Here is an 11,600-nt window from a genome sequence, read left to right on the forward strand (position 1 = left end):
CACCCTGACAACGATTACTACTAACTGACAACCGCACAACTCTTTTCCACATGGCAGAACAGAAAATCACCATCAAAAATGGCAAGCTGAACGTACCCGACAAGCCCACGATTCCTTACATTGAGGGCGATGGCACGGGTCCGGACATCTGGCGCGCCTCGCAACTCGTATTCGACGCGGCCGTGGAAAAAGCCTACGGTGGCAAAAAGCAGCTGGTGTGGAAGGAAGTGCTGGCCGGCGAAAAGTCCTTTAAGCAAACCGGCAACTGGCTCCCCGCCGAAACCCTCGACGCGTTCCGCGACTACCTCGTGGGCATCAAGGGGCCCCTGACCACGCCCGTGGGTGGTGGCATCCGCTCGCTGAACGTGGCCCTGCGCCAGGAGCTGGACCTGTACGCCTGCGTGCGCCCCGTGCGCTACTACGACGGCGTGCCCTCGCCGGTGAAGCACCCGGAGCTGACCAACATGGTCATCTTCCGCGAGAACACCGAGGACATCTACGCCGGCATCGAGTACATGAACGGCACGCCCCAGGCCCAGAAAATGCTGGAATTCCTGGTGGACGAGATGGGTGTGAAGAAGATTCGCTTCCCCGAGTCGTCGTCGTTCGGCATCAAGCCCGTATCGAAGGAAGGCACTGAGCGCCTCGTGCGCGCCGCCATTAAGTATGCCTTGGAGCACAAGCTGCCATCGGTGACGCTCGTGCACAAGGGCAACATCATGAAGTTCACCGAGGGCGCGTTCAAAACCTGGGGCTACGAGCTGGCCGAGAAGGAGTTTGGCGCTAAGGTGTTCACCTGGGCCCAGTACGACAAGATTGTGGCCAAGCAAGGCGTGGCCGTGGCCGATGCCCTGCAAAAGCAGGCCCAGGACCAGGGCAAGCTCATCATCAAGGACAGCATTGCCGATGCGTTCCTCCAGCAGATTTTGCTGCGCCCCGCCGAGTACTCGGTGGTGGCCACGCTGAACCTGAACGGCGACTACATCTCCGACGCCCTGGCGGCCATCGTGGGCGGCATCGGCATCGCGCCGGGCGCCAACATCAACTACGTGACCGGCCACGCCATCTTCGAGGCCACCCACGGCACGGCCCCAAAATACGCCAACCAGGACAAGGTGAACCCCGGCTCGGTTATCCTCTCGGGGGTGATGATGCTGGAGCACATGGGCTGGAAAGAAGCCGCCGAGCTCATCAACAAGGGCCTGGAGGCCGCCATCGAAAGCAAGCGCGTCACCTACGACTTCGAGCGCCAGATGGAAGGCGCTACCCTGCTCAAGTGCAGCGAGTTCGGCGCTGAAATTGTGAAGAATATGTAGTAGCCTGGCACTGGCCAGTTAACTAAAAACCCCCGCGTTGGCTTTGGCCGGCGCGGGGGTTTTTGCTTGCTCAGGGGCCCTAAACTGGCTACTTGGCGGCGGCTGGCCAAAATAAATCCAGCGTCAGGAGGGCGTAAACGTGGTTGGACCAGGTTTTTAGGCCCATGCCGCCGGCCCAGCCGGTATCGGTTTCGTAGCGCACCAGCAGGGCGGCTTGGCGGCCGTTGGCGTAGCCAAATTGGCCCCCCAGGCTACCGGCCAGCCCCTCCTGCAACGAGCGGAAGTTGTTTTGATAGAAGCCGGTGGGCGCGCTGGCGTTGCCTTGGTTATCGGTCTTTACCAGGGAGTTGTCTAGCTGCATGGCGTAGGCCAGCACCGGGCCCGCCTCCACAAAGGGCCGCACGCGCCCCGTGGGGTAGGTGTAGCGCACCAGCAGCGGCAGGCGCAGGTACGCCAGGTCGAAGGTGTAGCGGTCGGAGGCGCTGGAGTAGGCGTTGCCGAATGCTTGGTCGTAGCGGAGGCTTTCGTAGAGCAATTCGACTTCGAGCGACAGCTTGCGGCTGAGCGCCCCCAGCGGCACGGCGAGGAACAGCCCGCCAATCGGGGCAATTTTGGGCGAGAAGCGCACGGTGTGCGCCCCGTTGTACATGTCGGTAAAATCGACGTTCATGGCCGTCCGCTCGGCTCCAAGCACGATGCCCAGTCGGGGCCGGGGCCCGCGCGGCGTGCCACCGGCGGCGGCAATGGCCGCCACGTCGGCGGGCGGTGCCTGGCAGTTGTTGTAAGCGGCAACGGCACGGGCCAGCTCCGCCGCGGTGTAGCGCAGGGCGGGCAGCTGGGTTTGGGCAACGGGGCAGCCCGCCAGCGCCTGGGCCAGCGTGGTGCGGTAGATGTTCTGCTCGTGCATGACGCTGGCCTGCTCCTGCATCACCTTGCGGTGCACCAGCTCGGTAAGCGGAAACGTTTCGGTGGCCACGTAGTAGTGGTCGGCCCGGTCGGCGTCGCGCAGGGCATACAGGTTGGCCACCCCACTGACCAGCACTTCCAAGAAAGCTGGCTGTGGGGCCCCAGCGGGCGTGAGGGCGCGGTAGTGCTTGCGCTCGGCAGGTAGGCCGTAGGCCCGCAGCTCGGTGGGGGAAAACACCGTAGCCGGGGCCCCCGGGCTGGGCCGGAAGCGGCACTGGGTGGCGCTGGTGCGGGCGTCGCGGTAGTCGATTTCGCCGCGCAGGGTGTCGCCGGCCGGCCGCACCAGGTAGCCGGGGCGGAAATCGGCCTGGGCCTGGGCGGCTCGGGGGCCCGCCCCAATTGCTGCCAGTAAGAGTAACCCAAAGTAATTTTTCCGCATATATATAATTAGGTGGATAAATAGCCACCAAAGATAGGGCCCCGGGCTCCCGCCCCGCAACCACAGGGCCCGGGTTGGCGGCGGTTTCGGGGGCGGGCGCTGGGGGCCCCAGCGGGCGAAATTGCCCAGCGGCGGCCCTCACAAAAGGCAGGCAGGCATTTCCTTACCAAAAGCCAAGCCGTACCTTTGCCCGGTATGCCACCAATCTCCCACCGCGGCCAGGCCATGCCGGTGTCGCCGTTTCGCAAGTTGTTGCCCTTTGCCGAAGCTGCCAAGCAGGCCGGCAAGGTCGTATATCCGCTCAATATTGGCCAGCCCGACGTGCTGACGCCCCCCGCCATGCTCGCGGCCGTGCGCAACGCCGACATCGAAGTGCTGGGCTACGGCCCCGGCGCGGGCAGCGAGAGCTACCGCCGCAAGCTGGAAGCCTATTACCAGCGGGCGGGCATTCCGGCGCGCTTCGAGGACATTATGGTGACGACGGCGGGCAGCGAGGCCATCCTGTTTGCCATGCTCACCTGCCTCAACCCCGGCGACGAGGTGATTGTGGCCGAGCCGTTTTACGGCACCTACACCGCCTTCGCCATTGCGGCTGGGGTGCACATTGTGGCCGTCACGGCCCACATCGAAGACGGGTTTGCCCTGCCGCCGCTGGCTGATTTTGAGGCCGTTATTACCGAACGTACCCGCGCTATCCTCATCTGCAACCCCAGCAACCCCACCGGCTACGTGTACCGGCGCGACGAGCTGGAGGAGCTGCTGGGCCTGTGCGTGCGGCACGATCTGTACCTGCTGTCCGACGAGGCGTACCGCGAGTATTGCTACGACGGGGCCGTGTCGACCAGCGTACTGAGCCTCGCCGGCGGCGAACAGCACACCGTGGTACTCGACACGATTTCCAAGCGCTACAGCGCGTGCGGGGCCCGCATTGGGGCCCTGGTCACGCGCAACCCCAGCGTGTGGCAGGCCGCGTTTCACTTCGGGCAGATGCGCATTTGCCCGCCGGCCCTCGAAATGCTGGCCGCCGAAGCCGCCGCCGATTTGCCCCCCTCCTACTTCGACGGCACCCGCGCCGAGTACCAGGCCCGGCGCGACCTTACCGTGGCGCGGCTGCGGGCCATGCCGGGCGTGGTGTGCCCGGTGCCGGGGGGGGCCTTCTACGTGGTGGCCCGCCTGCCCGTCGACGATGCCGAGAAGTTTGGGCAGTGGCTGCTGGAAGAGTTCACCCTGAACAACCAGACGCTGATGCTCTCGCCCGCCAACGGTTTCTACCACACGCCGGGCCTGGGCATTCAGGAAGTGCGCCTTGCCTACGTCATCAACCGCACCGACCTAGGCGCGGCGTTTGACTGCCTGGCGCAGGCGCTGCTGGAATATCCGGGGCGCACGGTGCACCTTGCGAGCGCGGCGGCCGTAGAAGCGGCGTAACCGCCCGCTTCCCACCCCCGTCGTCCATGCCCCCCGTGCCCAGCCCCGTTGCGGCCCCCGCCGCCCCCACCCACGATTATTCGGCGCCGCTGCGCGTCTGGCACTGGGGCAACGCGCTGCTGGTGAGCGGGCAGCTGCTCACCATCCTGTTCCTGAAGGTTATCGTCGATGCCCGCTCGGCGATACCTGAGTTTATCAAAGCAGCCAGCAAAGACGGTGGGGCCCCCACGGAGCAGCAAGGCCGGGCATTTGCTCACATCATCAGCGACCGGATTTGGGACTGGCACATTGCCATCGGCCTGGGGCTGGCCGCGTTCTGGCTGCTGCGCGTGCTGCTGGAACTGCGGGGCCCCGCGGAGGTGCGCTTCTCCACGCGCCTGCTGCTGGTGGCGCGCAAGTACCGCCTGGCCCCCGCGGCCACCAAGGGCGATGCGCGCCACGAGCTGCTAGCCAAGGCTAGCTACGCGCTGTTTTATGTCTTCCTGACCGTCATGGTCATTACCGGCCTTATCCTGACCTGGGCCGACGATGTGGCGTTTCTGCACAGCATCGAACATACAGCCAAGGAAGTGCACAACGTGACCATGTACTTGATTATCGGCTTCTTCGTGGTGCACGTGGTCGGCGTGGTGTGGTCGGAAATTACCAGCGACCACGGCCTTATTTCGCGCATGGTTGGCGGCAAGGCCGGCAACGAGCACGCCTAGCCGCGGCCGCCTGGGTCCCTAATTACTCCGAACCGGCTGCCTTGGGGCCCCGCACCACCGACCGGCGGGGCCCCTGCCGAAACCTTAACAAACGCAAAAAGAGCGGCTCTTTGGAGCCGCTCTTTTTGCGTTTGGCCGGTAGTGCTCCGGCTTATTTATTCAGCGGCTTGTCCTCGGCTTTTTGGGTGGAGCTTTGGATGGATTGCAGCTGCATGGGGTTGGGCTGGGCCGGGAACGACTGCTGGAACAGCTCGAAGCGTGAGGCCACAGGCTGGCGCGGGTAGGCGTTGTTGCTCAGGTCGGTGTCGGCGGTTTGCAGGTAGGGGTCGAGCACGAAGCTCACCACCGGCTTGCTCGTGGTGACGACTTTGGTGACCTGCTCGTTGTTTTTGCGCCACAGCTCGGCCGGGATGTTCTGGATTTCCTGGCTGCCGTCGGCGTAGGTCAGCTGCAAAATCACCGGCATCACGAGGCCGCCCACGTTGTGCAGGCTCAGCTCGTAGAAGTTGGTGTTGTCCTGCAGGCGCTGCTGCTGGGCGGGGGTCAGGTTTTTGGTGTAGGCGGTGTAGCGGGTGCGGTCGGCGTCGGTCACGGCCAGCGGGTCGTAGCTGTTGTAGAAGTCTTTGAGGTCAGGCTTCTCGTCCACCACCGTCTGCTTGATGTCCTGGGCGTTGCGCTGCTGCGAGAGGGTTCGCGGCTGGGCGGCTTGCAGCTTCTGCAGGCGCGCGTTTTCCACGCTGGGGTCCTTGGTGTTCACGTTGTAGTACTTCACCGCGTCGATGCTCAGGTCGCAGCGGTCGGTGGTGTAGAACCAGCCGCGCCAGAACCAGTCGAGGTCCACGGCCGAGGCATCTTCCATCGTGCGGAAGAAATCGGCGGGCGTGGGGTGCTTGTAGGCCCAGCGCTGGGCGTAGGTTTTGAAGGCGTAGTCGAACAGCTCGCGGCCCATCACCGTTTCACGCAGCACGTTCAGGGCCGTGGCGGGCTTGCCGTAGGCGTTGTTGCCGAACTGCAGCACTGATTCCGAGTTGGTCATGATCGGGGTTTGCAGGCTCTTGTCGGTGCGCATGTAGGCCACGATGTCCTTCGGCTCGCCGCGGCGGCTGGGGTAGTTGCGCTCCCACTCCTGCTCCGTCAGGTATTGCACGAAGGTGTTCAGGCCCTCGTCCATCCACGTCCACTGGCGCTCGTCGGAGTTCACAATCATCGGGAAGAAGTTGTGGCCCACTTCGTGGATGATCACCGAAATCATGCCGTATTTCCGGTCGGCCGAGTAGGTGCCATCGGCCTCGGGCCGGCCCCCGTTGAAGCACAGCATCGGGTACTCCATGCCGCCCACCGGGCCGTGCACCGAAATGGCCACCGGGTACTGGTACGGGATGGTGAACTTCGAGTACGTCTTGATGGTGTGGGCCACCACTTCCGTGGAGTACTTGCCCCACAGCGGGTTACCCTCCTTGGGGTAGTAGCTCATGCACATCACCGACTTGCCGTCCTGTTTGATGCCCATGGCGTCCCAGATGAACTTGCGCGAGCTGCACCAGGCAAAGTCGCGCACGTTTTTGGCGGCAAACGTCCAGGTTTTGGTGCGGGTGGTTTGGCTGCTTTCGTTTTTCGTGGCTTCGTCCTGGCTCACGACGAGCACCGGCTTTTTGGCCCCCACGGCCTGGCGCAGGCGGGCCTGCTGGGCGCTGGTGAGCACCTGGGCGGCGTTTTGCAGCGTGCCGGTGGCACCCACCACGTGGTCGGCCGGGGCCGTAATGCTCACGCGGTAGTCGCCGAAGGGCAGGGCAAACTCGCCGTTACCCAGAAACTGCATGTTCTGCCAGCCCTGGAAGTCCGAGTACACAGCCATGCGAGGGTAGAACTGCGCAATTTCGTAGAGGTAATTCTTGTCTTTCGGGAAGAATTCGTAGCCGCTGCGGCCGTTCACCTTCAACTGGTCGTTGATGTTGTAGTGCCAGTTGATTTTGAACGACACCGACTGCTTGGGCCCCAGGGCCCGGGGCAAATCCACGCGCATCATGGTATGGTTGATGACGTGGGCCAGCGCCTTGCCGTCGGCCGAGGTCACGGCCTCAATCTTGAAGCCACCGTCGAAGTCGCGCTGCAGCATGTTGTCCACGGCCTGAAACGGCACCCGCGCATCGAGCGCCGCTACTTGCGTGGCGGTGGTGATGGAGTTTTTGTCGAACAGGTTTTGGTCGAGCTGCACCCACAGGTAGGGCAGCGTGTCGGGCGACAGGTTGGTGTAGGTAATGGTTTCGCGGCCCGTGATGGCCTGCTTGGCGTCGTCAAGCGTCACGGCGATGCTGTAGTCGGCGCGCTGCTGCCAGTATTGGGGCCCCGGTGCCCCGCTGGCGGTGCGGTAGCTGTTGGCCGTGGGCAGCATGGTTTCAAGCTGCGCAAACTTGTCGGTGCCGGAATTGGTGTTCTGCGCATAAGCTGCCGGAGCGGCTAGTAGCAGCACCAGGGCGGCTTTCTGGGAGGAAAAACGGGGCATGAACCGGGGAATGGGTTTCAGTAAATGGGGCAAAGCATTCAAGACCAATAAAGGCAGCAAATTACGCCGCTAAGTTGCAGGGACCCCGGCGGCGGAAAATTATTTCTTGCCTCAAGCATATTGCTGCTGGAGCAGCAGCAACGCGGCCACACCCAGCGCCGCGCCGCTCACGGCCAGCACCCAGTCGCGCCGGGCCACGCCAAAGCCGCGCAGCAACAGGGCCCCCAGCAGCAGGATAACGCTCACAATCAGCACCTGCCCCAGCTCCACGCCTACGTTGAAGGCCAGCAGCTCCAGCACCGGCCGGGCCTGCTGGCCCAGCAGCTCGCGTAGGTAGTTGGAAAACCCCAGCCCGTGAATGAGGCCAAACACGGCCGCCAGCGCGTTGGGGGCCGTGAGCAGCAGCGGCGCGGGGCCCCGGCGCGGCGGCGCAGTGGGCAGGCCCGGCCGCCCGGCCCGCGCCAGGTTGAACACAGCCGTGGCCATGATGGTGACCGGAATCAGGGCCTCAATGGTGGCCGGCGGAAACGTGACGAGCCGCAGCGTGGCCAGCGCCAGCGTGAGCGAGTGCCCCACGGTGAAACTCGTGACCAGCGCCAGCACCCGCCGCCAATCGGCCAGCACGTAGGGCGCACACAGGGCCAGCAGAAACGTGAGGTGGTCGGTGGCGCGCGGGTTGCAGATGTGCAGAAACCCTAGGTGCAGGTAGGTTTGGAAGGTACTCATGCAGGAAGGAGGCGGCGTAACTGCAAAAGTCTGGTAACTTGCCGGAAATATTGCGCTATCCACATTTTTAGCATAATTCCCAGATTTCAAAGCTATAAATGCAAGCCGTACCGGCCTGCACGGTAGCGCTAAACTGTATGTTCAGAACGGCCGGCAAGCCTTATCCCACCGCTGCTACACCAACATATGCCCATTCAAAAATCAATTCATCTTTATAACCATTCTATGCTGCACCGTTACGCTCTATCATTTTCCCTGTTTTTAACAATTACCTCGGCGCATAGCCAAGGTTTCAGCGCTGGAGCGAGTGCAGCGCCCGTGCCCCTCAGCCGCCAAGACACAGCGCGCGCCGTGCACGAGTTGTTCAAGAGCCGGCGCGGCGGCGGGTTCAGCTGGTTGGCGTTTGGGGGAGCGGGCGTGGCGGCTTCCATCCTGCCCGCTCAGCAAACCACCAGCGCGGGCGTGTGGACGCCCGGGGTGGTCGTTGGCTCGGTACTGGCGGCGCTGGGCACCAAGAAAATCGTTCAGTTTGGGTGGGGGCGCGAGCACCGCGTGCTCAGCGACTTGGCGGCCAAGGGCTACCTACCAGCCGACGTGAAGCGCCGCCTGCGTGGCAATTTTGCCCCTTTGCACGGCACCACTTCCGCGCCCGATCCATTTTTGGCAGCTGGCATTGCCTACCGCGCGCCAGCTCCCGCCCTAGCACTGCCCGATACGGTTGCGGCTTCGCCAGTTTCCAGTGTTCCTGCGCCCGCCCAATTGCTGGCCGATGCCCGGCAGGATACCCTCGACGCGGTGCAAGGGTATTTCAACGCAAAACGACTTGGTGGGCAACTGCCGCTGCTGCTGGCCCTGCCGGGCCTGCGGCTGATGACGGGCGCCAGCAACACCAACTACTCGCCCTCGCCCTATGTGCAATCCCAACGCAGCGAGCCCGGTACCGGACAGGTAGCAGTTGGCTTGGCACTCATGGCGGGCGGCGCCGCGTACATGTTCATTCACAACGCGCCTTACACGGCCACCAAATTCGCCGCTTTGCGCAACGAATACTTAGCGGGCAAGCCTTTACCCGCTGATATTCGCGATGAGCTCAAGCCCAAGCACCTCACGCAAGGCCGCGCCTACCGGGAGCGCCTGGATCGCAGAGCCGCACGCCGGGCCAAGAGAAACAGCTAATACCACCGGGCTACTTCACCGCAAATAGGGCCCCGGGGTGGTGGAGCCAGTAAGCTCTTACTACTAGGGCCCTACCAACCGTGGAAATCAAGTCGCTGAGTTGGGTGTAACCGCCGGCACTGGCAGGGCCAGCAGCGCGCGGGCAGCATCCTGGCCACTGACGAGCGCCGCCTCCACCGTGCCGGCAAAAGGACCACTGTAGGCGCCTTCGCCGGCAAAAAACAGCGTGCCGGCCACGGGCGCAGCCAAGGCCGCCTGCGCTGCCCCCGCGCCCACTGTGGCGTACGAATACGCCCCGTAGGCGTACGGCTCGCGGCCCCAGTTCCGCACGTAGCTGGCGCAGAGCTGCGCTTGCAAGGCCTCGGGTGACACGGCCAGCAACGGCGCCAGCGACGCCAGGGCAAGTTGCAGCACAGTTTCGTCGGAAGCCTCCGCTAACTGCTGCGCGGCGGGGCCCGCCAGCCAGCCGGTGAGCTGGGGCGTGGCGGCGGGCAGCTGGCTCCACCAGGTGGGCACCGGCGCGTCGGACAGCAGAAACTCTAGTTCCGGCAGCCGGTCCTCCCAAAAAGCTGTGCGGAACTCCAGCACAATTTTGATGACCGAGCCGAAACCTAACTGCGCCGCGGCGGCTCGGTGCGCGGCCACTTCCGGCACAAAGCTGAGGTAACCGGCCTGCTGGGGGCCCTGCTGCCACACCCCCAGCGGCACCGTGCACAGCACTTGCTGGGCGCGGTAGGTGGCGCCGACCGCCGTCACGACCTCGGCCTGCCCGGGCTGCCACCGAATTTCCCGCACCGGCGCCCCCAGGTGCAGCAGGGCCCCCGCGGCTTGCGCCTGCGCCGCCAGCCAGTGCAGCAGCGGCCCGTAGCCGCCCACCGGGCGCGGCGAATCTTGGGCGCCGCCCGCCGACCACTCGTCGCGCATGGCCCAGGCGCTCACGCGGTGCGGATCGGCCGCGTCGTAGCCCTCGGCAAACTGCGTGGCGAAGGTGCGCAGCGCGGCGTGCGCGGGGCCCTGAAACTCGCGGGCCAAAAAGTCGGCCAGCGGCATGTCCTCGGCCAGGGCCCCCAGCTTTTCCAGCAGCGGGGGCAGCAGGTCGAAATAGTTGGCCTTGGCCTGCAGTTCACCGCCCTGCACTAGGTACGATTCGCCATCGGCTTCCTCCCACGTGATGCCCGCCTCCGCCAGCAGGGCCCGGGTGAGGGGCACCTCGCCGTGCATAAACTCCGCCCCGGCCTCAATTGCGCGGGTGAAGCCCGGGGGCCCTAGCGTGTGCACGCGCCCACCAATTCGGTCCTGGGCCTCCACGAGGCACACGCGGCGGCCGGCCCGGGCCAGCTCCCAGGCCGCGAGCAGCCCCGCGGCCCCGGCCCCAATTATTAGCACTTCGGTCGAATAATTATTGCGGTTCGCAGCCATACATTTTGCACAAAAAAAGCCCCGCTAGCAAGCGCCAGCGGGGCTTTTTGTTTAGAAACGACTTGCTTAAACGGTCGGGATTTCGACGTTCTCGAACTTCACCGCGCCGTCTTCCAGCACGGCTTCCTTTGAGACGGCAACCTGATACGTCGCGACTTTGTGCAAGTATTTGTGAACCCAACGGGCATTGCTACGCCGCGTCGCGCAGGGCCAGCACCACATCGGCGGCAATGCCTAAGCGCTGGTGCAGGCGGCGGGCAAAATCGAGGTTCATGCTCCGCTTGCCGCGCATGATTTCGCTCAGGCGCGTCTCGGGCACTTGCAGCAGCTCGGCCATGGCGCGCTGGCGCAGGCGGCGCTTAAACATTTCTACCTCGAGCAGGCCGGCCACGGTGGTGGGTGGATTCGGCTCGTGGCCCGCCGCCACCTCGTATTGGTCAATGGCGTCGCGTAACGCTAGCACGTAGGCATCCGGTTCGGCATCGGTTCGCTCCACGGCCGAGGCTAGCACGTAGAATTCTTCAATGGCTTGGTTCAATTCCTCGTCATTGGTGATGGGACGAACTACTCGTTCGGGTTGATTGGGGTGTGGCATAGACGAGAGGCTTGCGCTAACGAGTGAGCAATTGGGTTCGGCTAAGTTTGCTGTAGTCGGCATGGGTGAAAATGCCACGAATCAAGACGGTGCGGGTTTTGAAAACGATAGCAGCCAGTAAGCGGTAGTGATTGCCCTTGATGTTGAACACAAAACGGTCGCCTCCGATTAGGTCCGTGGTCGGCAAATCGTTGCGCAGGTCCGCAAACCCGGACCAGTCGGCCGCTTTAACGATTTGATACCACTCCTCCAATCCGCCCGCAGCCTGGGCATTGCCGGCGGCGTACTCCCGGATGGTTTTTCTGTGCATCACCACCATAATTCAAAGATAGGTAATTATTACACAAAACAATAGTTATTATCATTTCGTGTAATTCACAAAAAA

General features: G+C 63.8%; 10 protein-coding genes. 4 read left to right on the plus strand and 6 right to left on the minus strand.

What is annotated here, in order from left to right; genetic code table 11:
• Positions 1-50: 50 nt before the first annotated feature.
• Positions 51-1,316 (plus strand): NADP-dependent isocitrate dehydrogenase, encoded by a 1,266-nt coding sequence (icd, locus tag EAH73_RS04215; RefSeq protein ID WP_140465215.1) that lies wholly within the window; start codon positions 51-53, stop codon positions 1,314-1,316.
• Between the two features lie 88 nt (positions 1,317-1,404).
• On the opposite strand, the gene EAH73_RS04220 is transcribed toward icd, so the two are convergent.
• Positions 1,405-2,661, minus strand: a complete 1,257-nt coding sequence (locus EAH73_RS04220) for a porin family protein (protein WP_140465216.1) — start codon at positions 2,659-2,661, stop codon at positions 1,405-1,407.
• 195 nt (positions 2,662-2,856) lie between these two features.
• Between EAH73_RS04220 and EAH73_RS04225 the strand changes: the two genes are divergently transcribed.
• Positions 2,857-4,089 carry a pyridoxal phosphate-dependent aminotransferase gene (locus EAH73_RS04225; RefSeq protein WP_140465217.1) on the plus strand — a complete coding sequence of 411 codons (1,233 nt, stop codon included), beginning with the start codon at positions 2,857-2,859 and terminating at the stop codon, positions 4,087-4,089.
• Between the two features lie 26 nt (positions 4,090-4,115).
• Positions 4,116-4,796: a cytochrome b/b6 domain-containing protein gene (locus EAH73_RS04230; RefSeq protein WP_140465218.1), complete on the plus strand. Its 681-nt coding sequence runs from the start codon at positions 4,116-4,118 to the stop codon at positions 4,794-4,796.
• Positions 4,797-4,947: 151 nt separating this feature from the next.
• Here EAH73_RS04230 and EAH73_RS04235 read toward each other — a convergent pair whose 3' ends face one another.
• Positions 4,948-7,299: a M1 family metallopeptidase gene (locus EAH73_RS04235; protein WP_140465219.1), complete on the minus strand. Its 2,352-nt coding sequence runs from the start codon at positions 7,297-7,299 to the stop codon at positions 4,948-4,950.
• Between the two features lie 111 nt (positions 7,300-7,410).
• Entirely contained in the window at positions 7,411-8,025 is a 615-nt protein-coding gene (locus tag EAH73_RS04240; protein ID WP_140465220.1) for a HupE/UreJ family protein, read from the minus strand.
• 318 nt (positions 8,026-8,343) lie between these two features.
• Between EAH73_RS04240 and EAH73_RS04245 the strand changes: the two genes are divergently transcribed.
• Positions 8,344-9,201 carry a hypothetical protein gene (locus EAH73_RS04245; protein WP_161599449.1) on the plus strand — a complete coding sequence of 286 codons (858 nt, stop codon included), beginning with the start codon at positions 8,344-8,346 and terminating at the stop codon, positions 9,199-9,201.
• Between the two features lie 87 nt (positions 9,202-9,288).
• Here EAH73_RS04245 and EAH73_RS04250 read toward each other — a convergent pair whose 3' ends face one another.
• The 3 genes from EAH73_RS04250 to EAH73_RS04260 all read right to left on the minus strand — a co-directional run bounded on the left by EAH73_RS04250 (position 9,289) and on the right by EAH73_RS04260 (position 11,534).
• Positions 9,289-10,620, minus strand: coding sequence for a flavin monoamine oxidase family protein (locus EAH73_RS04250; protein WP_140465222.1), 1,332 nt, complete (start codon positions 10,618-10,620; stop codon positions 9,289-9,291).
• A gap of 190 nt (positions 10,621-10,810) precedes the next feature.
• The gene (locus tag EAH73_RS04255; protein ID WP_140465223.1) at positions 10,811-11,215 is read right to left on the minus strand and encodes a hypothetical protein; all 405 of its coding nucleotides are present in this window, start codon (positions 11,213-11,215) and stop codon (positions 10,811-10,813) included.
• A gap of 16 nt (positions 11,216-11,231) precedes the next feature.
• On the minus strand, positions 11,232-11,534 hold the full coding sequence (locus EAH73_RS04260) for a type II toxin-antitoxin system HigB family toxin (protein WP_140465224.1): 303 nt from the start codon (positions 11,532-11,534) through the stop codon (positions 11,232-11,234).
• Between the last annotated feature and the right edge of the window lie 66 nt (positions 11,535-11,600).

This window comes from Hymenobacter nivis, from assembly GCF_006439025.1.
GTDB lineage: Bacteria > Bacteroidota > Bacteroidia > Cytophagales > Hymenobacteraceae > Hymenobacter > Hymenobacter nivis_A.

Bases quoted from the DNA above. Each gene is read 5' to 3' on its own strand.
- icd (WP_140465215.1), top strand. From the start codon at position 51: ATGGCAGAACAGAAAATCACCATCAAAAATGGCAAGCTGAACGTACCC.
- EAH73_RS04220 (WP_140465216.1), bottom strand. From the start codon at position 2,661: ATGCGGAAAAATTACTTTGGGTTACTCTTACTGGCAGCAATTGGGGCG.
- EAH73_RS04225 (WP_140465217.1), top strand. From the start codon at position 2,857: ATGCCACCAATCTCCCACCGCGGCCAGGCCATGCCGGTGTCGCCGTTT.
- EAH73_RS04230 (WP_140465218.1), top strand. From the start codon at position 4,116: ATGCCCCCCGTGCCCAGCCCCGTTGCGGCCCCCGCCGCCCCCACCCAC.
- EAH73_RS04235 (WP_140465219.1), bottom strand. From the start codon at position 7,299: ATGCCCCGTTTTTCCTCCCAGAAAGCCGCCCTGGTGCTGCTACTAGCC.
- EAH73_RS04240 (WP_140465220.1), bottom strand. From the start codon at position 8,025: ATGAGTACCTTCCAAACCTACCTGCACCTAGGGTTTCTGCACATCTGC.
- EAH73_RS04250 (WP_140465222.1), bottom strand. From the start codon at position 10,620: ATGGCTGCGAACCGCAATAATTATTCGACCGAAGTGCTAATAATTGGG.
- EAH73_RS04255 (WP_140465223.1), bottom strand. From the start codon at position 11,215: ATGCCACACCCCAATCAACCCGAACGAGTAGTTCGTCCCATCACCAAT.
- EAH73_RS04260 (WP_140465224.1), bottom strand. From the start codon at position 11,534: ATGGTGGTGATGCACAGAAAAACCATCCGGGAGTACGCCGCCGGCAAT.